General features: G+C 60.6%; 26 protein-coding genes and 1 riboswitch. Of the genes, 17 read left to right on the top strand and 9 right to left on the bottom strand.

Features of this window, described 5'->3' with window-relative positions; genetic code table 11:
• Nucleotides 1-202: 202 nt before the first annotated feature.
• The 3 genes from hisG (at nucleotide 203) to hisC (ending at nucleotide 3,339) form a co-directional block, all read left to right on the top strand.
• Nucleotides 203-838 (top strand): ATP phosphoribosyltransferase, encoded by a 636-nt coding sequence (hisG, locus tag HBO10_RS04925; protein WP_003188599.1) that lies wholly within the window; start codon nucleotides 203-205, stop codon nucleotides 836-838.
• A 128-nt stretch (nucleotides 839-966) separates the two neighbouring features.
• A complete protein-coding gene (hisD, locus tag HBO10_RS04920; protein ID WP_034126316.1) occupies nucleotides 967-2,283 on the top strand; it encodes a histidinol dehydrogenase in 1,317 nt (438 codons plus the stop codon).
• A 3-nt stretch (nucleotides 2,284-2,286) separates the two neighbouring features.
• The gene (gene hisC, locus HBO10_RS04915) at nucleotides 2,287-3,339 is read left to right on the top strand and encodes a histidinol-phosphate transaminase (RefSeq protein WP_034126317.1); all 1,053 of its coding nucleotides are present in this window, start codon (nucleotides 2,287-2,289) and stop codon (nucleotides 3,337-3,339) included.
• Nucleotides 3,340-3,466: 127 nt separating this feature from the next.
• Here the strand turns inward: hisC and HBO10_RS04910 are convergent, their stop codons facing one another.
• Nucleotides 3,467-4,741, bottom strand: a complete 1,275-nt coding sequence (locus tag HBO10_RS04910) for a uracil-xanthine permease family protein (RefSeq protein WP_003188606.1) — start codon at nucleotides 4,739-4,741, stop codon at nucleotides 3,467-3,469.
• Between the two features lie 2 nt (nucleotides 4,742-4,743).
• Entirely contained in the window at nucleotides 4,744-5,382 is a 639-nt protein-coding gene (gene upp, locus HBO10_RS04905) for a uracil phosphoribosyltransferase (RefSeq protein WP_003188608.1), read from the bottom strand.
• Between the two features lie 164 nt (nucleotides 5,383-5,546).
• On the opposite strand from upp, the gene HBO10_RS04900 reads away from it, so the two are divergent.
• From HBO10_RS04900 to HBO10_RS04890, 3 genes are all read left to right on the top strand, one after another.
• A complete protein-coding gene (locus tag HBO10_RS04900; protein ID WP_003188610.1) occupies nucleotides 5,547-6,104 on the top strand; it encodes a hypoxanthine-guanine phosphoribosyltransferase in 558 nt (185 codons plus the stop codon).
• A 3-nt stretch (nucleotides 6,105-6,107) separates the two neighbouring features.
• Complete coding sequence (locus HBO10_RS04895) at nucleotides 6,108-6,575, top strand: WbuC family cupin fold metalloprotein (protein WP_034126318.1); 468 nt, start codon at nucleotides 6,108-6,110, stop codon at nucleotides 6,573-6,575.
• Nucleotides 6,576-6,778: 203 nt separating this feature from the next.
• On the top strand, nucleotides 6,779-7,066 hold the full coding sequence (locus HBO10_RS04890) for a PA4642 family protein (protein ID WP_003188614.1): 288 nt from the start codon (nucleotides 6,779-6,781) through the stop codon (nucleotides 7,064-7,066).
• A 98-nt stretch (nucleotides 7,067-7,164) separates the two neighbouring features.
• Here the strand turns inward: HBO10_RS04890 and mqo are convergent, their stop codons facing one another.
• Entirely contained in the window at nucleotides 7,165-8,703 is a 1,539-nt protein-coding gene (gene mqo, locus HBO10_RS04885) for a malate dehydrogenase (quinone) (RefSeq protein WP_169921940.1), read from the bottom strand.
• Nucleotides 8,704-9,430: 727 nt separating this feature from the next.
• Entirely contained in the window at nucleotides 9,431-9,664 is a 234-nt protein-coding gene (locus tag HBO10_RS04880; protein WP_034126320.1) for a hypothetical protein, read from the bottom strand.
• A 183-nt stretch (nucleotides 9,665-9,847) separates the two neighbouring features.
• On the opposite strand from HBO10_RS04880, the gene HBO10_RS04875 reads away from it, so the two are divergent.
• Nucleotides 9,848-10,432: a YajG family lipoprotein gene (locus HBO10_RS04875; RefSeq protein ID WP_034126321.1), complete on the top strand. Its 585-nt coding sequence runs from the start codon at nucleotides 9,848-9,850 to the stop codon at nucleotides 10,430-10,432.
• 60 nt (nucleotides 10,433-10,492) lie between these two features.
• Here the strand turns inward: HBO10_RS04875 and HBO10_RS04870 are convergent, their stop codons facing one another.
• The gene (locus HBO10_RS04870; RefSeq protein WP_003188620.1) at nucleotides 10,493-10,702 is read right to left on the bottom strand and encodes a hypothetical protein; all 210 of its coding nucleotides are present in this window, start codon (nucleotides 10,700-10,702) and stop codon (nucleotides 10,493-10,495) included.
• Nucleotides 10,703-10,884: 182 nt separating this feature from the next.
• On the opposite strand from HBO10_RS04870, the gene HBO10_RS04865 reads away from it, so the two are divergent.
• Nucleotides 10,885-11,142, top strand: a complete 258-nt coding sequence (locus tag HBO10_RS04865; RefSeq protein ID WP_034126322.1) for a hypothetical protein — start codon at nucleotides 10,885-10,887, stop codon at nucleotides 11,140-11,142.
• A gap of 165 nt (nucleotides 11,143-11,307) precedes the next feature.
• Here the strand turns inward: HBO10_RS04865 and HBO10_RS04860 are convergent, their stop codons facing one another.
• The gene (locus HBO10_RS04860) at nucleotides 11,308-12,471 is read right to left on the bottom strand and encodes a 1-acyl-sn-glycerol-3-phosphate acyltransferase (RefSeq protein WP_169921939.1); all 1,164 of its coding nucleotides are present in this window, start codon (nucleotides 12,469-12,471) and stop codon (nucleotides 11,308-11,310) included.
• Nucleotides 12,472-12,603: 132 nt separating this feature from the next.
• On the opposite strand from HBO10_RS04860, the gene HBO10_RS04855 reads away from it, so the two are divergent.
• From HBO10_RS04855 to HBO10_RS04840, 4 genes are all read left to right on the top strand, one after another.
• Nucleotides 12,604-12,786: a CPXCG motif-containing cysteine-rich protein gene (locus HBO10_RS04855; RefSeq protein WP_034126324.1), complete on the top strand. Its 183-nt coding sequence runs from the start codon at nucleotides 12,604-12,606 to the stop codon at nucleotides 12,784-12,786.
• Nucleotides 12,787-12,818: 32 nt separating this feature from the next.
• On the top strand, nucleotides 12,819-13,079 hold the full coding sequence (locus HBO10_RS04850) for a DUF2007 domain-containing protein (protein ID WP_032893538.1): 261 nt from the start codon (nucleotides 12,819-12,821) through the stop codon (nucleotides 13,077-13,079).
• Nucleotides 13,080-13,115: 36 nt separating this feature from the next.
• Nucleotides 13,116-13,736, top strand: coding sequence for an SOS response-associated peptidase (locus HBO10_RS04845; RefSeq protein ID WP_034126325.1), 621 nt, complete (start codon nucleotides 13,116-13,118; stop codon nucleotides 13,734-13,736).
• A 120-nt stretch (nucleotides 13,737-13,856) separates the two neighbouring features.
• Nucleotides 13,857-14,675 carry a M48 family metallopeptidase gene (locus tag HBO10_RS04840; protein ID WP_014716953.1) on the top strand — a complete coding sequence of 273 codons (819 nt, stop codon included), beginning with the start codon at nucleotides 13,857-13,859 and terminating at the stop codon, nucleotides 14,673-14,675.
• A gap of 98 nt (nucleotides 14,676-14,773) precedes the next feature.
• On the opposite strand, the gene HBO10_RS04835 is transcribed toward HBO10_RS04840, so the two are convergent.
• The 3 genes from HBO10_RS04835 to HBO10_RS04825 form a co-directional block, all read right to left on the bottom strand.
• On the bottom strand, nucleotides 14,774-15,358 hold the full coding sequence (locus tag HBO10_RS04835) for a TMEM165/GDT1 family protein (RefSeq protein ID WP_014716954.1): 585 nt from the start codon (nucleotides 15,356-15,358) through the stop codon (nucleotides 14,774-14,776).
• 88 nt (nucleotides 15,359-15,446) lie between these two features.
• A riboswitch (yybP-ykoY riboswitch) is annotated at nucleotides 15,447-15,565 on the bottom strand.
• 51 nt (nucleotides 15,566-15,616) lie between these two features.
• Nucleotides 15,617-16,615: a class I SAM-dependent methyltransferase gene (locus HBO10_RS04830; RefSeq protein ID WP_034126326.1), complete on the bottom strand. Its 999-nt coding sequence runs from the start codon at nucleotides 16,613-16,615 to the stop codon at nucleotides 15,617-15,619.
• 30 nt (nucleotides 16,616-16,645) lie between these two features.
• On the bottom strand, nucleotides 16,646-17,611 hold the full coding sequence (locus HBO10_RS04825; protein ID WP_034126386.1) for a 2-hydroxyacid dehydrogenase: 966 nt from the start codon (nucleotides 17,609-17,611) through the stop codon (nucleotides 16,646-16,648).
• 84 nt (nucleotides 17,612-17,695) lie between these two features.
• On the opposite strand from HBO10_RS04825, the gene HBO10_RS04820 reads away from it, so the two are divergent.
• The 5 genes from HBO10_RS04820 to HBO10_RS04800 all read left to right on the top strand — a co-directional run bounded on the left by HBO10_RS04820 (nucleotide 17,696) and on the right by HBO10_RS04800 (nucleotide 26,916).
• Nucleotides 17,696-18,328, top strand: coding sequence for a LysE family transporter (locus HBO10_RS04820; RefSeq protein ID WP_014716957.1), 633 nt, complete (start codon nucleotides 17,696-17,698; stop codon nucleotides 18,326-18,328).
• Between the two features lie 265 nt (nucleotides 18,329-18,593).
• On the top strand, nucleotides 18,594-20,276 hold the full coding sequence (locus HBO10_RS04815) for a fatty acid--CoA ligase (RefSeq protein ID WP_034126327.1): 1,683 nt from the start codon (nucleotides 18,594-18,596) through the stop codon (nucleotides 20,274-20,276).
• A 332-nt stretch (nucleotides 20,277-20,608) separates the two neighbouring features.
• Nucleotides 20,609-22,468, top strand: coding sequence for a DUF1302 domain-containing protein (locus tag HBO10_RS04810; protein ID WP_003188640.1), 1,860 nt, complete (start codon nucleotides 20,609-20,611; stop codon nucleotides 22,466-22,468).
• Nucleotides 22,469-22,510: 42 nt separating this feature from the next.
• Entirely contained in the window at nucleotides 22,511-23,875 is a 1,365-nt protein-coding gene (locus tag HBO10_RS04805) for a DUF1329 domain-containing protein (protein WP_034126328.1), read from the top strand.
• Nucleotides 23,876-24,186: 311 nt separating this feature from the next.
• A complete protein-coding gene (locus tag HBO10_RS04800) occupies nucleotides 24,187-26,916 on the top strand; it encodes a LuxR C-terminal-related transcriptional regulator (RefSeq protein ID WP_169921952.1) in 2,730 nt (909 codons plus the stop codon).
• Nucleotide 26,917: the final 1 nt, after the last annotated feature.

The following is a 26,917-nucleotide window of genomic DNA, read 5'->3' as shown; positions in this document are numbered from 1 at the left end:
GTGGCGAGGGAGCTTGCTCCCGCTGGACTGCGTAGCAGTCCCGCTCTTCGAGGGCCGCTTCGCGTCTCAGCGGGAGCAAGCTCCCTCGCCACAGTTTGTTGTTGACTGGTTTGTTTCAAATCGAGGCTGTCATGGCCTCGATCTGTGTCTGGCGCCGTTTGCGACCGGACAGCAATAGCCTGATGAAGGACTGACATTTCCCATGTTGACCATCGCACTGTCCAAGGGCCGCATCCTTGACGACACGTTGCCGCTTCTGGCTGAAGCGGGCATCGTGCCGACCGAGAATCCGGACAAGAGCCGCAAGCTGATCATCCCCACGACCCAGGACGACGTGCGCCTGCTGATCGTGCGGGCTACCGACGTGCCGACCTACGTTGAACATGGCGCCGCCGACCTGGGTGTTGCCGGCAAGGACGTGCTGATGGAATACGGCGGCCAGGGCCTGTACGAGCCCCTGGACCTGCGCATCGCACTGTGCAAGCTGATGACCGCCGGCCGCGTCGGTGATGTCGAACCCAAGGGCCGCCTGCGGGTCGCCACCAAGTTCGTCAACGTTGCCAAGCGCTATTACGCCGAACAGGGCCGTCAGGTCGATATCATCAAGCTCTACGGCTCCATGGAGCTGGCACCGCTGATCGGCCTGGCGGACAAGATCATCGACGTGGTCGACACCGGCAACACCCTGCGCGCCAACGGTTTGGAGCCCCAGGATTTTATCGCTGACATCAGCTCCCGCCTGATCGTCAACAAAGCATCGATGAAGATGCAGCACGCCCGTATCCAGGCGTTGATCGACACCCTGCGCAAGGCAGTGGAGTCTCGACACCGCGGTTGACTCACCCGCGTAGCTGAAGAGCTACGCCCGTCTATCCGCCTCATAGCCAGAATTCTCAGGTGCCCAAGCGGAAACGACTGCTAGTTTAGGGCGCCTGAGTTTTTGCCAATTCTATTGAGGCCCTCGCTATGACCACGTCCACTGCAATTGCCCGACTCAACGCTGCCGACCCGGATTTCGCCCATCATCTGGATCATCTGCTGAGCTGGGAAAGCGTGTCTGACGACTCGGTCAACCAGCGGGTGCTCGACATCATCAAGGCCGTGCGTGAGCGCGGTGATGCAGCGCTGGTGGACTTCACCCGCCAGTTCGACGGCCTGGACGTGCAGTCCATGGCTGACCTGATCCTGCCGCGTGAACGCCTGGAGCTGGCGCTGACGCGCATCACCGCACCGCAGCGCGAAGCCCTCGAAGTCGCTGCGGCGCGGGTACGCAGCTATCACGAAAAGCAGAAGCAGGACTCCTGGAGCTACACCGAGGCCGACGGCACTGTGCTGGGCCAGAAGGTCACGCCACTGGACCGCGCCGGTCTGTACGTGCCGGGCGGTAAGGCGTCGTATCCATCCTCGGTGTTGATGAATGCGATCCCGGCCAAAGTCGCAGGTGTGACCGAAGTGGTCATGGTGGTGCCGACCCCGCGAGGCGAAATCAACGAGTTGGTGCTGGCTGCCGCCTGCATCGCCGGTGTGGACCGTGTGTTCACCATCGGTGGCGCCCAAGCCGTTGCAGCGCTGGCCTATGGCACCGAAAGCGTGCCGAAGGTCGACAAAGTGGTCGGCCCCGGCAATATCTACGTCGCCACCGCCAAACGCCATGTGTTCGGCCAGGTCGGTATCGACATGATTGCCGGTCCTTCCGAAATCCTCGTGGTGTGTGACGGCCAGACCGACCCGGACTGGATCGCCATGGACCTGTTCTCCCAGGCGGAGCACGATGAAGACGCCCAGGCGATCCTGGTCAGCCCCGATGCCGAGTTCCTCGACAAGGTCGCCGCCAGCATCAATAAGCTGCTGCCGACCATGGAGCGTGCCGAGATCATCGAGAAGTCGATCAACGGCCGTGGTGCGCTGATTCTGGTGAGTGACATGGAGCAGGCCATTGAAGTGGCCAATCGCATCGCACCGGAGCACCTTGAGCTGTCCGTAGCGGACCCACAGGCCTGGTTGCCATCGATCCGTCACGCTGGGGCGATCTTCATGGGCCGTCACACCAGCGAAGCCCTGGGTGACTATTGCGCCGGCCCCAATCACGTGTTGCCAACCTCCGGTACTGCGCGTTTCTCGTCGCCGCTGGGGGTGTACGACTTCCAGAAGCGCTCGTCGATTATCTTCTGCTCGCCACAAGGCGCTTCCGAACTGGGCAAGACCGCCTCGGTGCTGGCCCGTGGTGAATCCCTCAGCGCGCACGCACGCAGCGCTGAATACCGCATCGTCAAGGGAGAGTAAGGCATGAGCAAATTCTGGAGCCCTTTCGTCAAAGACCTGGTGCCTTACGTACCCGGTGAGCAACCGAAGCTGACCAAGCTGGTCAAGCTCAACACCAACGAAAACCCCTACGGCCCATCGCCCAAGGCGCTGGCGGCAATGCAGGCCGAGTTGAACGACAACTTGCGCCTGTACCCGGACCCCAACAGCGACCTGCTCAAGCAGGCCGTGGCCAGGTATTACGGGATCGATGCCGGCAAGGTGTTCCTCGGCAACGGTTCCGACGAAGTCTTGGCGCACATCTTCCATGGTCTGTTCCAGCACGATCTGCCGCTGCTGTTCCCGGACATCAGCTACAGCTTCTACCCGGTGTACTGCGGCCTGTACGGCATTACGTTCGACTCGGTGCCACTGGACGAACAGTTCCAGATTCGGGCCACTGACTATGCCAGGCCCAACGGCGGGATCATCTTCCCCAACCCTAACGCGCCCACCGGGTGCGTACTGGGGCTGGACGCGGTGGAGCAGATCCTCAAGGCCAGCCCGGATTCGGTGGTGGTGGTCGATGAAGCCTATATCGACTTCGGTGGCGAAACTGCCATCAGCCTGGTCGACCGTTACCCGAACCTGCTGGTGACACAGACCCTGTCCAAATCACGCTCACTGGCCGGTTTGCGTGTGGGCCTGGCCGTGGGTCACCCAGACCTGATCGAAGCGCTGGAGCGGGTCAAGAACAGCTTCAACTCCTACCCGTTGGATCGGTTGGCGATTGTTGGCGCGGCGGCCGCGTTTGACGACCGTGAATACTTCGAGAAGACCTGCCAGTGGGTGATCGACAGCCGCAACCAGGTCGTCGCGCAATTGCAGGGCAAGGGGTTTGAGGTATTGCCGTCGGCAGCGAACTTCATCTTTGCGCGTCACCCGCGGCATGACGCTGCAGGGCTGGCCGCCAAGTTGCGTGAGCAAGGGGTGATCGTGCGGCACTTCAAGCAGGAGCGGATTGCTCAGTTCCTGCGCATCAGCATCGGGACACCGGAGCAGAACCAGGCGCTGATCGATGGGCTCGGCGAGCTCTGACAGACGCTGAAAATCAAATGTGGGAGCTGGCTTGCCTGCGATGACGGTGTAACAGTCGACCTATCTGTCGTTTGATACACCGTCATCGCAGGCAAGCCAGCTCCCACACTGATTTGCGTTTAGTCAGTTACAGCAGCGGCTCATCCGGCTTCTTGTTCTTCCAGCCATCATTGCCCGGCAGCAACAAATTCAAACCAATCGCCACCACCGCACACAGGGCGATGCCCTTGAGGCCGAAATCATCCGGGCCGGTGCCGGTACCGACCAGCACACCGCCAATCCCGAACACCAGCGTTACCGACACAATCACCAGGTTGCGCGCCTCGCCCAGGTCGATCTTGTGGCGAATCAGCGTGTTCATCCCCACCGCGGCAATCGAGCCGAACAGCAGGCACAGAATCCCGCCCATCACCGGCACCGGGATACTCTGCAGCAGTGCGCCGAACTTGCCGATGAATGCCAGGCTGATGGCAAACACTGCCGCCCAGGTCATGATTTTCGGGTTGTAGTTCTTGGTCAGCATCACGGCGCCGGTCACTTCGGCGTAGGTGGTGTTTGGCGGGCCGCCAAACATGCCGGCAGCCGTGGTGGCGATACCGTCACCCAGCAGCGTGCGATGCAGGCCAGGCTTTTTCAGGTAATCGCGGCCGGTCACGCTGCCTACCGCAATCACACCACCGATATGCTCGATCGCCGGGGCCAGTGCTACCGGGACGATAAACAGGATGGCCTGCCAGTTGAACTCCGGCGCGGTGAAGTGGGGCAGGGCGAACCACGGCGCAGCGGCGATTTTCGCCGTGTCGACCACACCAAAGTAGAACGACATGGCAAAACCCACCAGCACGCCGGAAATGATCGGCACCAGGCGGAAAATGCCCTTGCCGAACACTGCCACGATCAAGGTGGTGAGCAGCGCTGGCATCGAAATCAGCATCGCCGTCTGGTAGTGGATCAGCTCTGCACCGTCGCCGGACTTGCCCATGGCCATGTTGGCGGCAATCGGCGCCATGGCCAGGCCGATCGAGATGATCACCGGGCCGATCACCACGGGCGGCAGCAGCCGGTCGATAAAACCGGTGCCCTTGACCTTCACGGCCAGGCCCAGGAACGTATAGACGAAACCTGCTGCCATCACCCCGCCCATGGTCGCTGCGAGGCCGAACTGGCCCTTGGCGAGAATGATCGGGGTGATGAACGCGAAGCTCGATGCCAAAAATACCGGCACCTGCCGCCCTGTCACCACCTGGAATAGCAACGTGCCAAGGCCTGCGGTAAACAGCGCGACGTTTGGATCAAGACCTGTGATCAGCGGCATCAACACCAACGCGCCAAATGCTACGAAGAGCATTTGTGCGCCAGACAGGATCTGGCGCCAAAGCGGGTCGTTGAATTCATCCTGCATGTTCACGCGTCCTTCTGCTTGGTGCCGAAGATCTTGTCACCGGCATCGCCCAGGCCCGGGATAATGTAGCCGTGTTCATTCAGGCGCTCATCGATGGATGCGGTGTAGATCTGTACATCCGGATGGGCCTTCTCGACGGCGGCGATGCCTTCGGGCGCGGCCACCAGCACCATGGCACGGATGTCCCGGCAACCGGCTTTTTTCAGCAGGTCGATGGTGGCTACCATGGAGCTGCCGGTGGCGAGCATCGGGTCGATGATCATGGCCAGGCGCTCGTTGATTTCCGGGACGAGTTTTTCCAGGTAGGTGTGGGCCTGCAGCGTTTCTTCATTGCGGGCCACGCCCACGGCGCTGACCTTGGCGCCCGGAATCAGGCTGAGCACACCTTCAAGCATGCCGATACCGGCGCGCAGGATCGGTACCACGGTAATTTTCTTACCGGCGATTTTCTCCACTTGTACGGGACCGGCCCAACCGGGGATCTCGTAGGTTTCCAGGGGCAAATCCTTGGTGGCTTCGTAAGTGAGCAACGCTCCGACTTCCTGAGCAAGCTCACGGAAGTTCTTCGTGCTAATGTCGGCACGGCGCATAAGGCCGAGTTTGTGTCGGATCAGCGGGTGGCGGATCTCGCGAGTGGGCATAGGAAAGGCTCCGGCGGCGGGCAAAAAAACCGGCCTAGATTAATCTATCCGAGGGTGTTGTCCTATAGACATCAAGTACGTTAGTCCATAAAGGCTTGATTGGAGCGCACGAGAAGCGTACCTTCGCCCGCTTTTCTTGCCACAGCACCCCCTTGGAGAGCGCCATGTCTGCTGATCTCGAGCATATCCGTCAAATCATGCACGAGGCTGACTGCCTGTACACCGAAGCGCAAGTCGAAGCAGCGATCGCCAAGGTCGGCGCGCACATCACTCGCGAAATGGCCGACACCAACCCGGTGGTCTTCTGCGTGATGAACGGTGGCCTGATCTTCGCCGGCAAATTGCTGACTCACCTGCAGTTCCCATTGGAAGCCTCTTACCTGCATGCCACCCGCTATCGCAATGAAACCAGCGGCGGCGACTTGTTCTGGAAGGCCAAGCCGGAAGTGTCTTTCATCGACCGTGATGTGCTGATCATCGATGACATTCTCGATGAGGGTCACACCCTGGGTGCGATCATCGACTTCTGCAAACATGCCGGCGCACGCAAAGTGCATACCGCCGTACTGATCGACAAAGACCACGACCGCAAGGCTCGTCCTGAGCTCAAAGCCGATTTCGTCGGATTGCCGTGCGTTGACCGTTATATCTTCGGGTATGGCATGGACTACAAGGGCTACTGGCGTAACGCCAATGGCATCTACGCCGTTAAAGGGATGTAATCGATGGCCCGCTTTCTTGATCAGACCTTATTTGCAGAGTTGGCCGAGAAAGCGGGCGATAGCCCCCGTGGCCGATACCACCATAATTTCCACCAGATGGAGGAGCCGTGTCATCGCCTCGCGGTGGCGCTGCAGCCGAGTACCTATGTGCCGCCTCATCGGCACTTGAGCGCCGACAAGGCCGAGACTTTGCTGGTGCTTCAGGGGCGCCTCGGTCTGCTGATATTCACCGATGCGGGTGAAGTGATCGCCAAACGCGTGATGCAGGCGGGTGGCGAGTGCGCAGGCGTCGATCTGCCACCGGGAGTGTTTCATGGCCTGGTGGTGCTGGAGCCAGACACGGTGATGTTCGAATGCAAGGCCGGGCCTTATCGACCGGTGGGTGAGGGCGAACTGGCTGATTGGGCACCGCGAGAAGGTGATGCAGGTGTGGCTGACTACCAGCGCTGGATGCTTGCTCAGTTCGACTGAACACTGACATCCAAATGTGGGCGTCTGTAGGAGCGAGCTTGCTCGCGAAAAACGTCAACCATAACGCGTGCTTCCTGAATAAACGCGGCGCCTTTGAGCTATTCGCTCGCTCCTACAGGTATTAGGGCGAGCCCCCTCCCACATCCGGCGTCGCGCAGGTAGACTTCAAACCCCGTGTAAATGTCTGCAGGCTGGAGTCGGTAATGCGTAAAGATAAGAAACAGGTGATTGGCGACGAAATCGGTGACGACCAGATCAAGTTGTTCCTGGACTTCGAGCCGGTTGATGCGACATCGCCGTCCCTGCACAAACTGATCAAGGCCTATCGCGGCCTGCGTATCGACGACTTCGAGCGTTTCTTGGGCTTTTTCAAAGAAGCAGGCCTGGACCTGGACGGCAAGGACGAGCATGGCCAGACCTTCGTCGACCTGATCAAGGACCAGCGCAACGCCGCCGAGTACATCGAACTGATCGACAACGCCCGCGGCTGATTGTCCGAGCAAAAAAAACGCCCCGGCTTCAGAGTCCGGGGCGTTTTGCTTTTAACGGTAGGAGCGAGCTTGCTCGCGAAGAACCTGAGAGCGGCGCCTTAATCCACTTGCGCCGCGTTATCGTTGACGTTTTTCGCGAGCGAGCTCGCTCCTACAGGTTCCACCAGCTCCAGGCTGATGTTGTTCTGCGTGTTGATCTTGCGATACAGCTCGGCGTCCGTCTCCAGCACTTTCTCGCGCGCCGGGAAGATCTCGTGCAGCTTGGTGGCCCATTCACCGGCGGCTTTCTGCGGGAAGCAGCGCTCGATCAGCTCCAGCATGATCGAGACGGTGACCGAAGCACCAGGAGACGCGCCCAGCAGCGCCGCAAGCGAACCGTCCTTGGCTGCAACCAGTTCGGTGCCGAACTGCAGCACGCCGCCTTTCTTCGGATCTTTCTTGATGATTTGCACGCGCTGGCCGGCCACTTCCAGGCGCCAGTCTTCGGCTTTCGCCTCGGGGTAGAAGCGACGCAGGGATTCCAGGCGCTGTTCCATGGACTGGCGCACTTCGCTGACCAGGTACTTGGTCAGGTCCATGTTGTCGCGGGCCACGGCCAGCATCGGGCCGATGTTGCCGGCGCGAATCGACATCGGCAGGTCAAGGAACGAGCCGTGTTTGAGGAACTTGGTGGTGAAACCGGCGTATGGCCCGAACAGCAGGGATTTCTTGCCATCCACTACGCGGGTGTCCAGGTGCGGCACGGACATCGGCGGCGAGCCCACGGCAGCCTGGCTGTAGACCTTGGCCTGGTGCTGCTTGACCACTTCCGGGTTGTCGCAACGCAGCCACTGGCCGCTCACCGGGAAGCCGCCGAAGCCTTTGCTCTCTTCGATGCCCGAGGCCTGCAGCAACGGCAGCGCCGCACCGCCAGCGCCGAGGAATACGAACTTGGCATCGACGTCGCGGCTGTTACCGCTGTTCACGTCCTTGATGCTCACGGTCCAGCCCGCGCCGTTGCGCTTGAGGCCGGTCACGCGTTTGCAGTACTTGACCTGGGCGTCCGGCGAGCTGGTCAGGTGGCTGAGCAACTGATTGGTCAGGGCGCCAAAGTTGACGTCTGTGCCGTTCATCACAAGGGTGGCGGCGATTTTTTCATCGAGCGGGCGGCCCGGCATCATCAGCGGCATCCACTCGGCCATTTCGCTGCGGTCTTCGGTGTAGTGCATGTCCGAAAACGCGTGGTGCTGGCTGAGGGTCTCAAAGCGCTTCTTGAGGAAGGACACGCCTTTGTCGCCCTGCACGAAGCTCAGGTGCGGCACCGGGCTGATGAACGACCTGGACGAGCCAAAGGTGCCCTTCTTGGTCAGGTAAGCCCAGAACTGCTTCGACACCTCGAACTGGGTGTTGATGTGCACGGCTTTCTTGATGTCGATGGAGCCATCGGCGGCCTGCGGCGTGTAGTTCAGCTCACACAGCCCGGCGTGGCCGGTACCGGCGTTGTTCCACGGGTTGGAACTCTCCGCGGCACCCGAATCCATCAGCTCAACGACTTCCAGCGTGAGGCCGGGGTCGAGCTCTTTGAGCAGTACGGCCAGGGTGGCACTCATGATGCCGGCCCCTACCAGTACTACGTCGACTGCTTCGTTATGCGCCATTTAACGCGTCTCCAAAATCTGCAGCACCAAATTGACGGCATGGCTGCCAGGAGTGATGGGGCGGTTCACGTGTTGCCCCAGGTTACCCATGGCCAGGATCGCCATGTCCGATTCGCAATTCTTTGCAACTTCAGCACACGCTTCCTGCCGGGCTAATCTGCCTATGAACGCATTCATGGGCGCCTGTGGCAATTCGACTTATGGTCAAAGCGTGCGATTCGTGCAACCAATCCGTAGCGGACAGGCTCAAGCTCCGGTTTTTGAGGAAGGCTCGATCCTGTGTAATTGGGCTGACCCAGACGCTGATGGTGCTTGTACAAACGCCAAACTATTCATTTGCTCGCCACACTCTTGTGAAGTTGTGAAAACCCGTTTTTTCACGCTCTTTTGAAGACGTGAACCTCAAAAAAGGGCTGCCCCAGCCTGGCACCTGGCCCGTAAACCTCTGCCGACACGCGGCGAAACGGGCAAACAACTCAAGTGGCCGAGCGCAATGGCAGCTCTGGCAGATTCGATAAAAGACGGGGTGGTTTGCAAAGGAAACAGCAAGCACGCCAGCTTCACTCGATCTGTGTGGGCGGCTCTCTGTGGGCGATTTTGGGGCTAATGCCTGGGCATTAACGATGCTGCGAGGCCCGATCAGGAGACGTCCTTATAATCGGGGGGAGATTGTAGCGAAGAACGTCAGTGAAATGGGCGTGTTTTATGACTTTTATTAGGGGCCTGGTCAGGAGGCCAACGCTTGTCGGTGTCGTGGGCGAAAAACCTTTGGGCTGACCCGGGCGCTGGCCGGCAGTGGGCGGTGCATCCAGCCCAGGTGAGTCTCGGTCACTTCCACCCAGCCTTCACCGACGGGCGGCAGGCTGCACTGCTTGAAGGCCAGGCAATGTCCGTGGGCATCAAGCAGGGCAAAGTGGCGATGACGAGCGTGGGACATGAACAGGGTCTTGAGAAGGCGCATGGCTGTGTACCTGGTGTGTTACATGCTTGAAGGTTGCCAGTGTGGCATGACACTGGGGTGACGAATTTATGCGAATTTGTAATTTGCGCAGGGGCTTCAGCCACCGTTCAGGATCGCTGGTGAGTGGTGCGCGTGCACCGTTATACTGGCGTCCTGTCTGCACCTAGTCCTGGAGAAATGCGTATGTTGCAACGCCTGTTGTTCGGTTTGATCACTGTGACCAGTTTGACCCTTGTCGGCTGCGCCAACAGCCCGCAACAACTCAGCCCGCAACCTAAAGTCACCGCGCAGTTGGCGGCGGTAGGCCACGGCCAGCCGGTTTCGGTACGCGTGGTTGACGGTCGCCCGTCGCCAACCCTGGGTTCGCGTGGCGGCCTGTATCCTGAGACCGCGTTGATTTCGGTGAACGGCCAGGATGTGCTGCCCAAGTTGCAGGCCCAGGCTGAAGCCGCTGTGCGTTTGCTGGGCTTTACGCCGACCAACTCGCCAGGCGTGCCGCAACTGACCGTGACCCTGGCCGAGCTGAAATACCAGTCGCCCAAAGACGGCCTGTATGTGACCGAGGCTTCCATCGGCGCTACCTTCAAGTCTGACGTCAGTGCCGGTACCCGCCGCTACAGTGGCCGCTACGCAGCCTCGCTCAACCAGCGGTTCGGCATGTCGCCCAACCAGGAAACCAACACCAAGCTGGTCAGCGACGTGCTCAGTGATGCCTTGACCCGCCTGTTCAAGGACCCAAGCATCGGTCAACTGCTCAGCGCGCAATAAGCCGCTCACAAAAAACCGGGCTCATCGCTGAGCCCGGTTTTTTTGTGCCCGTGGTTTTTGTCATGCGGCCGTATCGACATAAAAGTCCAGCATGCTCACACCGGTGAGCAGATCCAGCTCCGGCAGATCGGCATGCTGGTGCCCGCCGAGGGCGCAATACACCAGCCAATGGCGGTCCTGAACGTTGAACGCGAGACTGCCGATCAGCGCCTCCTGTTCCTCGCTCTGGGCGATCAAATACAGCCGATCCTGGTTTTGCGCATGCAACATGACAAGCTCCTCAAGCGTCGAAGGGCAACAGAGTGGCTTGTTAAGGTGACGTTCAGGTGACGGCGTAAATTACTGGATACATTAGCCGTCAATGGGGAAGGAGCATTAAATGCGCAGGAGGCGACTGTCGTTCAGGTGTGTACCTGGACTGATACCCGAAGACTGATTTACCGAGGTTTGCGATGGCGCTGCCCGCACTGCTCATTAATATTGTTGCCCTGTTGGTTGCCTGCTCGGGCGCCTGGGTGTTGTTCATCACCCGTCTGCATGCACAGCGTGCGATAGCTGACCTGGCCCTGCGCAGCGAAGAGCGCGCTATCGACCAACCGATGCTGTTTCTGGATACACGCACCGAGCGGGCGCATCGCCTGGCGTACCGCGTCGGGTTCGCCTGCCTTGGCTTGGCCCTGGCCATCTCCTGGCTCAGCACCCGCTTATAATTCCACTGCGAAACCAAATGTGGGAGCGGGCTTGCCCGCGAAGGCGGTGTATCAGCCACTGAATCTTTAACTGAACCAACGCTATCGCAGGCAAGCCAGCTCCCACACTGGCCATGTACTGCCCGCTGAGTCAGCGCCTGCCACATATCCCCTGTGGGCTCACTATTACAGTGGGATACCGGCCTTGACTCGGTATTGGTTGCGTACCGGCGTCGCATACTGCACCACCAGATAAGGCCGGTGCTCCGCCGGGCACTCGTTCAAGCGCCGCTCCCATTCCGCCTTCGCCTTGGCCAGCTCATCGGCCGGGAACACGTCCGCCGCCTTGGGCACCTGCAATTGCGGGTCGGCATCACTCCACTGCGCGTACGCCAGGTAGTGCACCGGAAACAAGCGGTAGCCACCGAGGATCTGCCGGTCCATTTCCGCGGCCAGCAGCTTGGTGTCTTCGAAACGCTCGGTGATCGGCGGCGCAAAGTTCACGTGCACTCGGCCTTTATAGCCGGTAATGCCCAAGGCAATGCTCACATCATCCTCTCCCGGTGCCTTGGTGTAGGTGCCGGTGGTGGCGCGGATATACAGCTCGCGGGCCTTGGCGGCATCGCAGGGGTCGTACTCGTAGCTGATGGACACCGGCGTCAGGTTCAACGACTGGATGACCTCGGCAAATGGCTCGTCCTTGCGGCTGACGTGGAACATCTTGAGGATCGCCGATTCGGTACGGTCATCGCCATCCTTGGCCCGGCCTTCAGCCTGGGCAATCCAGATCGACTGGCAGTCGTTGCGGATCGAATGGTTGATGTAGGCCGACAGCAGGTGGTAGGCCGCCATCTTCTCCTTTCGCCCGGTAATCGAACGGTGCACGATGAAGCTCTTGTTCAGGCGCATCAGGTCGCTGACAAACGGCTTTTGCAGCAGGTTGTCGCCGATGGCGATGCGCGGCGTCGGCAGGCCGGCGTGGTACACGGCGTAGTTGACGAAGGCCGGGTCCATCACGATGTCGCGGTGGTTGGCCAGAAACAGATAGGCGGTGCCGGATTTCAGTTGCTCGACGCCGGTATAGGTCACGCCGTCGGTCGCCCGGTCAATGGTGTGGTCAACGTAGTACTCGACCTTGTCCTGCAGCGTGGCCACGGTGGTGACGCCAGCGAACTCGCGGCGCAGTTTGCGCGCAATCATTGGCTTGAGCAGCCAGCCCAGGGCGCCTGCAAAGCGCGGGAAGCGAAAGTGGGTCAGGATGTCCAGAAAGGCCTTGTCACTGAACAGGCGCGCCAGCACTGCCGGGACTTCGCTGTCGTTGTAAGGTCGGATGGTATCGAATTCGCCCATCATGCTCTCTTGTTAGAAACGGCTAGGGTAAGTAAAAGGAAATGTCAGGGTGCGGTCCGAATAAGGGGCCGGCCAAGAATAGCCCTGTAAATAGACCGGCGATTATACGCACAAGTCACCTAGGAGACTGCGATGCTCGAAACTGCGCTGTACGATTGTCCTTATTGTGGCGAAGCGGTCGAGACGACGGTGGATTTGTCTGGCGGGGACCAGACCTATATAGAAGACTGCCAAGTGTGTTGCCGGCCGATCACGTTCGACCTGCAAGTTCATGGTGAAGAGTGGATGCTTGAAACCCGCAGCGAAAATGAATAATGCGCAGCGAGAACGAATAAAAAGGTACGCCCATGCAGCGAATCTACGAACCGGAAAATCTGATGGAGGGCGAGTTGTTGCAGCAGATGCTTGCCAGTGAAGGTATCGAGGCGCACCTGGTGGGGCGCCATTTGCTCGGCGGCACGGGCGAGTTGCCGATATTCGGCTTGCTGGGGCTGGAGGTCGACAACGACCAGGCCGCCTGCGCCCGTGAGCTGATCACCGCCTATATCGGCGCCCAACCCTTGCCCGGCGACGAACCCGACAGCTTCCCTGACGTGTTGGTCTGTTAGGCTGTCGGTCGGTTTACCCAAGAGTCGTGTTGCCCCATGTGTGGACGTTATGCCCTGTTTCGCTGGAACCCTGCCTTTGCTGCCTTGCCCGGCTTCCCCGCCGACCAGCAGGCCCAGTGGAACATCTCCCCGAATGATTCGGTGCTGATCCAGCGCCTGAGCGAGGGCCAACTCACCCTGGCGCGTGCCCGTTGGGGCCTCACACCGCCCTGGCTGACAGACCTGTCGCGCACCCCGGCCCACGCTCGCGCAGAAACCCTGGCCGAACAACCGATGTTTCGTGAAGCCTTCCGCTTGCGCCGTTGCCTGCTGCCCGCCAATGGCTTTTATGAGTGGCGCGGCACCCAGCGCAAGCGCCCGTACTGGCTCACGCCGGGGGAGGGCTCCACGTTGTTCTTTGCCGCAGTGTGGGAAGCGTATCCGGTGCAGGAGCAGGTGTGGCTGAGCACGGCGGTGGTTACCCAAGCGGCGCAAAGTCAGCGGCGGCCATTGATCCTGGACGCGGCAGGGCAGGCCGCCTGGCTCGATCCCGAGACTCCGCTGCAGGTGCTACAGGGCCTGCTGGCGGCTGAGCCTGCCGTGCTGCGCGAGCGGGTGCTGGCCAATATGGTCAACGATCCGAAGCTCAATGGGCCGGAATGCCTGACCCCAGCATGAGCTTTGCCCGTCGGGCCGCGTTCGGATGTATCTTAAATTCAGCGGTTAAACGTCCAGGGTATCTGGCGCAGATACAAATGACCGCCTACGATACGCGCCATGTTTTCAGGGAGCGTGTTCATGAAGAAGTCATTGGTGGTAAGTGGTTTGGTTGCAGCAATGCTGCTGGCGGGTTGCCAGTCGGTCAATACCACCAGCGGCGGCGCCGTTGGGGTAGAGCGCAAGCAGTACATGTTCAGCATGCTGTCGAGTCAGGAAGTCGACCAGATGTATGCCCAGTCTTATCAGCAGACCCTGGGTGAAGCCAGCAGCAAAGGGGTGCTGGACAAGACCAGCGCCAACGCCAAGCGCGTGCAGGCCATTGCCAAGCGCCTGATCGCCCAGGCTCCGACTTTCCGCGCGGATGCGGCCCAGTGGAACTGGGACGTGAACCTGATCAAAAGCGATGAGATGAACGCCAACTGCGGGCCTGGCGGCAAGATCCTGGTGTACAGCGGCTTGATCGACAACCTCAAGCTCACCGATGACGAGCTGGCTGCCGTGATGGGTCATGAAATCGCCCACGCCCTGCGTGAACACGGCCGCGAAGCCATGTCCAAGGCCTACGGTATCCAGATGGCCAAGCAGGGCGCCGGGGCAATATTCGGTCTCGGCCAGGACAGCCTGGCACTGGCCGATACCGTCGCCAACTACGGCATGACCTTGCCCAACAGCCGCAGCAACGAAAACGAAGCCGACCTGATCGGCCTGGAGCTGGCCGCCCGCGCTGGCTACAACCCGAACGCGGCCATCACGTTGTGGAACAAGATGGCCAAGGCTTCGGAAGGCGCACCGCCGGAATTCATGAGCACGCACCCGGCTTCGGACAGCCGCATCGCGTCCTTGCAGGCGGCGATTCCGAAGGTGATGCCGCTCTACCAGCAGGCCAAGAAGTCCTGACCCTGTAGGAGCGAGCTTGCTCGCGAAAAACTCACCGGCACCGCGTTTATTCAGGCAGCACGCGTTATCGTTGACGTTTTTCGCGAGCAGTGATCGGTTTACAGCCAGCCGCTGCTTTGCATGGCCTTGTACACCGCAATAATCGCCAGCACGAAGAACGCCGTAGCCGCCAAGCGACGAATCAAGGTCAGCGGCAGTTTCTCCGCGGCAAAATTCCCCGCCAGCACCACCGGCACGTTGGCAATCAACATGCCCAGGGTGGTACCGATAATCACCAGCCACAGTTCCGGGTATTGCGCCGCCAGCATCACCGTGGCGATCTGGGTCTTGTCACCGATTTCGGCGAGGAAGAACGCAATCAAGGTGGTCAGGAAGGGCCCGAACTTACGGGTGGTACTGGCTTCGTCATCATCGAGTTTGTCCGGCACCAGGGTCCACAGCGCCGTGGCGCAGAAGCTCGCGGCGAGGATCCAGTGCAGCACCGCATCCGAGAAGAAACTCCCGAACCAGGCGCCCACGGCACCGGCCGCCGCATGGTTGGCCAGGGTCGCGGCAACGATGCCGGCGATGATCGGCCAGGGCTTGCGAAAGCGAGCAGCAAGGATGAGTGCGAGCAGTTGCGTCTTGTCGCCGATTTCGGCCAAGGCAACGATTGCGGTAGGAACGAGTAGTGAATCCAGCATCAGGTAGTTTCCAGGGGCGGGTCGACACGGCTATGACACGTACAGCCTTCCCGCCCCGGGTAAGGTGTGCGTGTCATAGGTCTTGTCAAACCCCGGTCCGTCTGTGCGGACTCCTGGGTCGCATACGCCATGGTCTGCTGACCAAGTATGTTGACGTATGCCGGACGAGCATGGGCTCGTGGGAGACTACTCCCCTAGGACGCTGCGGATTCTGCCTAGGCAAAACCCATTCGGCAAGCGTTCTTTTTCAAACGTCCGTCAGGGGCGCTTGGCGCGGTAAATGCGAAAACCATTGCCTTCGGCCTTGATTGCGCAGATGCCCAAATGCTCTTCGATCAGTGGCTGGTACTTCAGGAAGCTATTGGCAACCAGGCGAAGTTCGCCACCTTTTGCCAGGTGTTTCGCTGCTTTTCGCAGCAGGTTCTCCGTGGCGAAATAATCGGTGTGCACGCCGACATGGAACGGTGGGTTGCTCAAAATCGCGTTCAAACCCATGGGCGCCGCGTCGATTCCGTCGCCGGTCAACACGTCGGCTTCCAGGCCGTTCGCTGCCAGTGTCAGGCGACTGCTGGCAGCGGCGAAGGCATCCACATCCAGCATCGTCACGGTGTTATGCGGGTAGCGGCGTTTGACCGCAGCCCCCAGTACGCCAGCGCCGCAACCGAAATCGAGCAGGTTGCCGCTGGGCAGCTTGTCCAAGTGCTCCAGCAACAACTCGGTGCCGCGGTCCAGGCGGCCATGGCTGAACACCCCTGGCAAGCTCACCACCTTCAGCGGACCTTCGGCCAGAGGTACGTCGAAGACCTGCGCCAGGCTCTCAAGCTCCACGGCTTGCGGCGCGTTAGCGACAGTGACCTGCCATAGTTGGCAATGCCGTGCGCTATCGAGCTTGCGCGGTTTGCCGAACGGAACCATCTGCTTGGCGGCACTTTCGATACCCCCCTTTTTCTCGCCCACCAGAAACAGCTCGGCGCCAGGCAGGCGCGCGGCCACGGCGTTGAGCAGGTAGTCGGTGAGGTCTTTGGACTTGGGCAGGAAAATCACCGCCGCATCAAAGGCGCGCTCGGGCACTGTCACGCCAAACTGGCTGCGTTCGGCGAAGCGCGCATCGAGCGCCGCCTGGTCACCGGCATGCCAGCACCAGCCGTGGGCATTGGGCAGGCGCCCAAGCAAATCGTCGGCAGGCAAACCTACGAGCAGCAGGTTGCCTTGAAAAAGTTCGGCCTGTCGAAGCAGTACTTCACTGCGCGGATCCATAGTCTGCTCCTTGAAAAGGGGCGCAGTTTATCAACTGACGACGCGCAGCGGGGCGCCGTTGAAAAAGCCCTGGGCGTTTTCCGTGAGCTGGCCAACGATACGCTGCCGTGCTTCGCGACTGCCCCAGGCGTTGTGGGGCGTGACGATCAAGCGTGGAATGTCTCCCGCCAGCAGCGGGTTGCCATTGACTGGCGGCTCGACACTCAGCACATCAGTCGCTGCGCCGCCAAGGTGACCACTTCGCAGCGCGTCGGCCAGGGCCTGTTCATTGATCAAACCACCGCGCGCAGTATTGACCACAAATGCGCCGGGCTTGAGCAAGGCCAGTTCACGGGCGCCGATAAAGTCGCGGGTGTGTTCATTGAGTGGGCAATGCAGGGTCAGCGCATCGACCTGGGTCAGCAATTCGTCCAGCGGCACACGGTCGGCGCGGGCAGGGCGCCCAGGTATCGCGCCGAGCATCACGCGCATGCCGAACGCTTCGGCCAGGCGTGCCACGGCACTGCCCAATTCACCATGGCCGAGCAGGCCGAGGGTTTTGCCTTCCAGTTCGACGATCGGATGGTCCAGCAGGCAAAACTGTTTGGCATGCTGCCATTTGCCAGCGGCCACATCCTGTTGGTAATCCTTCAAGCGCGTGGCGAGGTTGAGCAACAGCATGATCGTATGTTGCGCCACCGACGGCGTGCCGTAACCCTGGCAGTTGCTCACGGTAATCCCCTTGGCGCGGGCCGCTTCAAGGTCGATATTGTTGGTGCCGGTGGCCGACACCAGGATCAGCTTGAGCTCGGGGCAGGCCGCCAGGGTTTGGGCTGTGAGCGGGATTTTGTTGCTGATGGCGACTTGGGCGCCCTGCAAGCGCTCCAGCACATTCTCGGGCGTGGTCTGTTCAAACAACTGCAACTGGCTGAAGCAGCCATGCAAACCGCTGAGGTCGAGGTCGCCCAAGTCCAGCGAAGGGTGGTCGAGGAAGACGGCGCGGCGATTGTTCATGATCAACTGTACCTTTTGCGACGAGGTTCGAAGGCGTAATCTGCCGAGCCTATCAGATGAAATAATCAGTTACTTAATGGAGTGAGCATGTACGTCGCCGAGTTTTTGACCGTAGCCTTGATTCACTTGTTGGCAGTGGCGAGCCCCGGCCCGGATTTCGCCGTGGTGGTGCGTGAAAGCGTGACCCACGGCCGCCGTGCTGGCACATGGACGGCCTTGGGCGTCGGTTCGGCGATTTTCCTGCATGTGGGTTACTCGTTGCTGGGTATCGGCTTGATCGTGTCCCAGTCCATTGTGTTGTTCAATGCGTTGAAGTGGGCCGCAGCCGCGTACCTGCTTTACATTGGCTTCAAGGCCCTGCGCGCCCAGCCGGCCAAGCCTGCGGCCGAGGGCGAGTTGCACCGTGAAGCGGGCGAGCGCACCCCACGCGGCGCGTTTACCGCAGGTTTTGTGACCAATGGCTTGAACCCCAAGGCCACGCTGTTCTTTCTGTCGCTGTTCACCGTAGTGATCAACCCGCACACGCCGCTGGCAGTGCAGGCCGGTTATGGGGTGTACCTGGCGGTGGCTACTGCGTTGTGGTTTTGCCTGGTGGCCATGTTGTTCAGCCAGCAGCGCGTGCGCGCCGGGTTTGCAAAGATGGGTCATTGGTTTGATCGGACGATGGGCGCGGTGTTGATTGCCATCGGGGTGAAACTGGCCTTTACCAGCATGAAATAATCATTTTTCTCAAGTGAGCACAATCCAGATGTGGGAGCGGGCTTGCTCGCGAATGCGGTGCTTCAGTCAAAGATATACCGGCTGACACTCCGCATTCCCGAGCAAGCCCGCTCCCACATTGGGTTTCATTAGGTCCTTGGTAATGGCGTAACGCTAGCATTTACTGGCCCCTGCAAATCATTCCTTTGGCTGATTTGGCTGAAACATAAGCGCTCTACAGTGCAGGTCTTCAAGCCAAGACCGTGCAGTCATTAAAGGGATTCTTATGTTGCAGACCCGTGTTATCCCGCCCGCCGAAGGTGCGTACCAATACCCGCTGTTGATCAAACGCCTGTTGATGTCCGGGACTCGCTACGAGAAAACCCGGGAAATTATCTATCGCGACAAGCTGCGCTACAGCTACCCGACGCTGATCGAGCGCGTCGCTCGCCTGGCCAATGTGCTGACCGAAGCCGGGGTCAAGGCCGGTGACACGGTGGCGGTGATGGACTGGGACAGCCACCGTTACCTGGAGTGTATGTTCGCCATCCCGATGATCGGCGCGGTGATTCACACTATCAACGTGCGCCTGTCGCCAGAACAGATTCTGTACACCATGAACCACGCCGAAGACCGCTTTGTGCTGGTCAACAGTGAGTTCGTGGGGCTCTACCAGGCGATTGCCGGGCAGCTCACTACCGTCGACAAGACCTTATTGATTACCGATGGTGACACCCACACCGCCGAGCTGCCCAACCTGGTAGGTGAGTACGAAACCCTGCTGGCCGCCGCCAGCCCCACCTATGACTTCAAGGACTTCGACGAAAACTCGGTCGCCACCACCTTCTACACCACCGGCACCACCGGCAACCCCAAGGGCGTGTACTTCACCCATCGGCAACTGGTGCTGCACACCATTGGCGTAGCGACCATCATGGGCAGCGTCGACAGCGTGCGGCTGCTGGGCACCAACGACGTGTACATGCCGATCACGCCGATGTTCCACGTACACGCCTGGGGCTTGCCGTATGTGGCGACCATGCTTGGGCTCAAACAGGTGTACCCCGGCCGCTACGACCCGGAATACCTGGTGGAACTGTGGCGCAAGGAGAAGGTGACGTTCTCCCACTGTGTGCCGACCATCCTGCAAATGGTGCTCAACGCCAAGGCTGCGCAGAACGTGGATTTCGGCGGTTGGAAAATCGTCATCGGCGGCAGCGCCCTGAACCGTTCGCTGTACGAAGCCGCCAAGGCCCGAGGCATTCAACTGACCGCTGCATATGGCATGTCCGAGACCGGGCCGCTGGTATCCTGCGCTCACCTCAATGATGAGTTGATGGCTGGCAGCGAAGATGAGCGCACCACCTACCGCATCAAGGCCGGTGTGCCGGGGCCGTTGGTCGAAGCGGCAATCATGGACACCGACGGTCGTTTTCTGCCCGCCGATGGCGAAACCCAGGGCGAACTGGTGCTGCGCGCGCCGTGGCTGACCGAGGGTTACTACAACGAGCCGCACAAGGGCGCCGAGCTATGGTCCGGTGGCTGGTTGCACACCGGTGATGTGGCTACGCTGGATGCCTTTGGCGTGATTGATATTCGTGACCGCATCAAGGATGTGATCAAGACCGGCGGCGAATGGATCTCCTCCCTGGCCCTCGAAGACCTGGTCAGCCGTCACCCCGCCGTACGGGAAGTGGCGGTGGTAGGCATCGCCGATCCGCAATGGGGCGAGCGCCCCTTCGCTTTGTTGGTGGTGCGTGAAGGGCATGTGATCGATGCGCGAGAGCTCAAGGAACACCTCAAGCCTTTTGTCGAACTGGGCCATTTGAGCAAGTGGGCGATCCCGAGCCAGATCGCCGTTGTTACTGAAATTCCCAAGACCAGTGTCGGCAAGCTCGACAAGAAACGTATCCGTGTCGACATCATCGAATGGCAGGCCAACAACAGCACGTTCCTGTCCACGCTTTAAACCCTCTCGCCGCGCCCGTTCGGGCGCGGCAATGCTCTATATCAAGCCTTTACTTGTGATTTGCCGAATTTCAGCCATCCTTCCCGCGTCGACCTTCGTCGGCGTGGCGAAAGGGTTGTGGCAGACAGGTTGGTGATGCAAATCACACTTTAGAGGGATCAAGCACTACCCCCCTCTGGCTATAGTCCCTTTCAGAGTTTTTCGCGGATGTTGCGCTTCGAGCCATGGAGGCTCGGTGGCGATGCGGCATTGGAATCGTTGTATCCCGGCCGTTACATCTGAAGAAAGGGCTCACTGCCATAACAATAAAATATGCACATGGAGTAGCGTCGATGACCTCAGTAAACCAGTTCTGGCGCCGGGCAAGACTGCCCCTGGCCGTCAGCCTCGCTTCTACGCTCGCCGGGCCGGCATTCGGCGTCAGTTTCAACATTGGTGAAATCGAAGGGAGCTTTGACTCGTCGCTTTCCGTGGGGGCGAGCTGGTCCACGGCCAAGCCCAATCGTGACCTGATCGGTGCCAACAACGGCGGCAAGGGCCTGTCCCAGACCTCCGATGACGGGCACTTGAACTTCAAGCGCGGCGAAACGTTCTCGAAGATCTTCAAGGGCATCCACGACCTGGAACTGAAGTACGGCGACACCGGTGTGTTTGTGCGGGGCAAGTACTGGTACGACTTCGAACTCAAGGACGAAAGCCGTCCGTTCAAGGACATCAGCGACAACAACCGCAAGGAAGGCGCCAAGTCTTCGGGCGGGCAGATTCTCGATGCATTCGTCTACCACAACTACTCGATTGCCGATGCGCCGGGTTCCGTGCGTTTTGGTAAGCAGGTCGTGAGCTGGGGCGAAAGTACCTTCATCGGCGGCGGCATCAACTCCATCAACCCGATCGACGTGTCGGCGTTTCGTCGTCCGGGGGCCGAGATCAAGGAAGGCTTGATCCCGGTGAACATGTTCTACGTGTCCCAGTCGCTCACCGACAACCTGTCGGCCGAGGCGTTTTACCAACTGGAGTGGGACCAGACCGTGACCGATAACTGCGGCACGTTCTTCTCGCAGCCGGACGTGATCTCCGATGGTTGCAGCAACAACCTGCGGGTACTGAACAAGCGTTCCACCATTCCTGCTGCCGCCCTGCCGACCCTGGGTGCCTTGGGTGTGGACGTGAACAGCGAAGGCGTACTGGTGCGTCGTGGTCCGGACCGTGATGCACGCGACAGCGGCCAGTTCGGCGTCGCTATGCGCTACAACTTCGAACCGCTGGATACCGAATTCGGCGCCTACTTCATGAACTACCACAGCCGTGCGCCGATCTTCAGCGCGCAGGGCGCGCCATCGGCGGCCTACACGCGTCCGCTGGGGCCACTGGGGGCCTTGCGGCCGTTGATCGTGGCGGGTAGTTCGAACTACTTCGTCGAGTACCCGGAAGATATTCGCCTCTACGGCCTGAGCTTCTCCACCACCTTGCCTACCGGCACCGCCTGGAGCGGTGAGTTGAGCTACCGTCCGAATGCGCCGGTGCAGTTGAGCACCACTGACATTCTGTTCGCCGGCGTCACGCCGATCCCCGGCTTTGGCAATGCGTCCGTGCTCAAGGGCACGCCAGGCCAGGACCTGCACGGCTACAACCGCAAGGAAGTCACCCAGTTCCAGACCACTTTCACGCACTTCTTCGACCAGGTCATGGGCGCCAGCCGCCTCACCACCGTCGGTGAAATCGGCGTGACCCACGTGGGTGGCCTGGAAAGCAAATCCCAGGCTCGTTACGGCCGCGATCCGGTGTTCGGCCCAGGCACGCTGCCAGGTGGGTTCTGCAACGCCCTCAACAACTCCACCGCCAACGGCGCCGGCTTGCCCAACGCTGCTGGCCTGAACACCAATTGCAATAACGACGGCTATACCACCGCAACGTCATGGGGCTACCGCGCCCGTGCCATCTGGGAATACCCGGACGTGTTCGCGGGCGTGAACCTCAAGCCCAACGTGGCCTGGTCCCATGACGTCAAGGGTTACTCGCCAGGCCCTGGCGGCAACTTTGAAGAAGGTCGCAAGGCGGTCAGCCTGGGCCTGGATGCCGAATACCAGAACACCTACACCGCGAGCCTGGCGTACACCAACTTCTTTGGTGGCAAGTTCAGCACCGTGGATGACCGCGACTTTGTCGCCTTGAGCTTCGGCGCCAACTTCTAAGCACACTCTTTCCAAGTGGCATGTATTCAGGAAGACCAGAGCATGAAAATAACAAAAAGTCTGTTGCACGTGGGTGTGCTTGGGCTGTCGATCCTGGCGAGTAACGTCATGGCGGCAGTCTCGGCAGATGAAGCCGCCAAGCTCGGCACGACCCTGACCCCGATGGGCGCCGAGATGGCCGGTAACGCGGCCGGCACCATTCCTAAATGGTCGCCATTGCCGACCAATGCCGGCGCGGTGGACGCCCGTGGTTTCCTCGCCAACCCGTATGCCAGCGAGCAACCGCAGTTCACCATCACCGCGCAGAACGTCGAGCAGTACAAAGACAAGCTGGCCCCCGGGCAATATGCGATGTTCAAGCGTTACCCGGACAGCTTCAAGATGCCGGTGTACCCGACCCATCGCGGCGCCACCGTGCCGGCGGAGGTGTTTGCCTCGATCAAGAAAAACGCCACCACCACCAACCTGGTGTCCGGCGGTAACGGCCTGGAAAACTTCGAAACCGCCGTCCCGTTCCCGATTCCCAAGAGCGGCGTCGAGGTTATCTGGAACCACATCACCCGTTACCGCGGCGGCAGCGTGACCCGCCTGGTTACCCAGGCCACCCCGCAAACCAACGGTTCCTATAGCCTGGTGTACTTCCGCGACCAGTTCGTGTTCCGCGACAAGATGAAGGACTTCGATCCGAAGAACCCAGGCAACGTGCTGTTCTACTTCAAGCAGCAAGTGACTGCGCCAGCGCGCCTGGCCGGTGGTGTACTGCTGGTGCACGAAACCCTGGACCAGGTCAAAGAGCCGCGTTCGGCCTGGGTCTACAACGCCGGGCAGCGCCGTGTGCGTCGGGCGCCGCAAGTGTCCTATGACGGGCCGGGTACTGCCGCCGATGGCCTGCGCACCTCCGATAACCTCGACATGTACAACGGTGCGCCGGACCGCTACGACTGGAAGCTGGAAGGCAAGAAAGAGATGTACATCGCCTCCAACAGCTACAAGGTCGACGATCCCAAGCTCAAGTACGCCGACATCATCAAGGCTGGCCACATCAACCAGGACCTGGCTCGCTACGAGCTGCGCCGGGTCTGGCACGTGGTCGCCACCTTGAAGGAAGGCCAGCGCCACATCTACGCCAAGCGTGACTTCTACATCGACGAAGACACCTGGCAAGCAGCGGTGATCGACCACTACGACGGTCGCGGCCAACTGTGGCGCGTTGCCGAAGCACATGCCGAGAACTACTACGACAAGCAAGTGCCGTGGTACGCCCTGGAAACCCTCTACGACCTGCAGTCCGGCCGCTACCTGGCCCTGGGCATGAAGAACGAAGAGAAGCAGGCCTATGACTTCGGCTTCACCGCCAGCACCAGCGACTTCACCCCAGCGGCCCTGCGCCAGGACGGCGTTCGCTAACTGATCGCTCCCACGCTCTGCGTGGGAGCGCTTCCCGTGACGCTCTGCGTCACGCCTCAAAAGTCGACGCGCAGCGTCGAAGTCTGTATTCCTACGCAGAGCGTGGGAACGATCATTCCTGGATGGGCGCGTTGTTTTTGAGCGCTTCGCGAGCAAGCTCGCTCCTACTTCTTTCCAGGAGGCTGGACGGGATATTTCTTGTCGCAGTTCTTTTTCAGCCATTTGTTGCAAAGATCTACAATCCCGCCGCTTTTACCGCTAGTCTGCGGACATCTGCAATGCCGACAACAGCCTTCTACAAGAGCCCGGCGATGACTGATCTGTCCCGAACCCATGGGCCTGCCAGTGTGGTGATGCCGACCCTGGAAGGCCGCTTCTACCGGCCCCCGCTGCCTGACGGCTACGTGCTGCGCCCGCGCCTGTGCGAACGGCTGAATGCGGGCCTTGATGGGCGACTGCTGCTGGTCAGCGCGCCCGCGGGGTTTGGCAAGAGTTCGTTGGCGGTGGAGTTCTGCCAGGGCTTGCCTGCCCAGTGGCAAAGCCTGTGGTTGGGCCTGAGCCCTCGGGACAGCGACCCCGGCCGTTTCCTGGAGCGGCTGCTCGACGGCTTGCAACAGTATTTCCCGCAACTCGGCGCCCAATCCCTGGGGTTGCTGAAAATGCGCCAGCGTCACCAACCCTTTGCCTTCGAAGAATGGCTCGATGGCCTGCTCGACGAACTGGCAGTGCACCTGTCTGCACGTTCGCCGTTATTGCTGGTGCTGGATGACTATCACCTGGCCCAAGGCCCGGTGCTGGATCGCTGCCTGCAGTTTTTTCTCAATCATTTGCCTGATGGCCTGGTGGTGCTGGTCACCAGCCGGCAGCGTCCGGACTGGCACCTGGCACGCCTGCGCCTGTCGCGGCACCTGTTGGAACTGCATGAGCAAGATCTGCGCCTGACCCATGACGAGTCCCTGGCGGTGCTGGATGGACACGGCAATGCATTGCGCGGCGAGGCGTTGGAAAACCTGATCCGCCGTAGCGAGGGCTGGGTCGCCGGCCTGCGCTTTTGGCTGTTGGCGGCCTCCGAAGCCGGCAGTGAGAGCGCCTTGCCGCAAAGCCTGCACGGTGGCGAGGGTCTGATTCGCGATTACCTGCTCGAAGAAGTCATCGACTGCCTGCCTGCGGAGGTACAAGCGTTCCTGTACGACACCGCACCTCAGGAGCGCTTTTGCAGCGAACTATGCGACGCCGTCCGCGAGGCCCATGACAGCGCAGAAATCCTGCGCTATTTGCAGGCTCATCAAGTGTTCCTGGTGCCGTTGGATGAGCAAGGCCATTGGTACCGCTACCACCACTTGTTCTCCGACCTGCTGCGCACCCGCCGCGAGAAAAGCGCCACCTTGCCGCCGGCCAGTTTGCACTTGCGCGCCTGTCGCTGGTTTAACGCCCAGGGCTTGATCGACGAGGCGGTGGAGCAGGCGCTGCGGGCCGGGCATCTGGATGTGGCGGCGAACCTGGTGCAGAACCTGTCCGAAGAGCAACTGCTGGCAGAGCAGAATGTGGGCATGCTGTTGCGTTGGAAGATGGATTTGCCCGACAGCCTGCTGATCAGCACGCCACGTTTGATCGTGCTGTATAGCTGGGCGTTGGGGCTGGCGTGCCAATTGGATGCGGCACAGGAGCTGTCCAGTTACCTCAGCCGCTTCCTGCCTGCCCCGTCGGCCACCGCGCAAAAATCCATGTTGGCCCAGTGGTTGGCGCTGAGTGGGATTATTGCCCGTGGGCGTGGGGACCGTGAGCTGACCCAGCGCTATTGCCAAGAGGCGTTGGAAAGCCTGCCGCAAAAGCGTTACGGCCAGCGCCTGATGTGCCTTTCGACCCTGTCCAACCTGGCGATCGTCGATGCCGACCTGTGGCGCGCCCGTGGCCTGAACCGCGAATCGTTGGAACTGGCGCAGCGCGTCGGTAACCCCTTGTTTGAAGCCTTGGCCCATTACGACCGGGCCCGGGTACTGCAGGCGCGGGGGGAGATCCTGCGTTCCCTGGATGAAGTCCGTCAGGGCCTGGAGCGCTTGCATGGGCTCGCCTCCCAACGCCTATATGCCGTGCGCGCGCGCCTGTCGCTGTACGAAGGCTACCTGCTGCTGGTGCGTTACCAGCCCGAGGCCGGCCTGGCGCGTTTGCGCGCCGGCCTGGCCGAGGCCCGTGCCTGCCGCGATATCAGCGTGCTGATCGGGCACTGCGTCATCGCCAGCTTCGAAGGGCGGCGTAGGGAGTTTGCCAATGCTTTTGCCGAACTGGCCGAGGCCGAGCGCTTGATGCACATCTGGGATGTGCCGCCGATCTATTACCTGGCGATGATCACCCTGATCAAATGCGAGTTGTGGCTGGCCCAGGGGCGCACTGACCTGGCCGACGCCTGGCTGGCGCGCCTGGGGCAGACCTACAACGGCGAGCACGCCGCGGCGGCCCCCGAGTTTCATCCGCACCTGCCGCAACATATCGAGCTGCAACAAGCTGCGCTCGATGCCACGCGCCATCAGCCCGACAGCGCGCTGCAACGCCTGGAAGCGTTGGCCCAACAGGCCCATGACAGTGGGCGCCAGATGATTGCCCTGATGGCGCTGGTCCAGCAGGTGCAGTTACTTCTGGATAATAGCCTGGAAGCCAAGGCCCGGCCGGTATTCGCCCGTGCCCTGGAAGCCGGTTCGGGCGGTGCGTTGCAGCCGTTTCAACGGTTGTTGGAGGGTTATCCGCAGTGGATGCGCGATCAGTTGGGCAAGGATTCCCATGGGCTGCTCAATCAGAGCTTGCTGGCGTTGCTGCCCCAAGCCAGCGCAGTTGAAGCCACACCTCAACAGGAAACCCTCAGCACCCGAGAGCTGGCGGTGCTGCAACTGATTGCCCAAGGCTGTTCAAACCAGGAAATCAGCAACCAGCTGTTCATCTCCCTGCACACGGTGAAGACCCACGCCAGCCATATCAACAGCAAGCTCGGCGTGGAGCGTCGTACCCAGGCGGTGGCGCGGGCCAAGGCCATGGGGTTGTTGGCCTGAG

The sequence above is a fragment of the Pseudomonas sp. WS 5503 genome (assembly GCF_012985385.1).
GTDB classification, from domain to species: domain Bacteria; phylum Pseudomonadota; class Gammaproteobacteria; order Pseudomonadales; family Pseudomonadaceae; genus Aquipseudomonas; species Aquipseudomonas paracarnis.
Note: the sequence above shows the minus strand (reverse complement) of the source record. Positions and strands in the feature narration are given on the sequence as shown.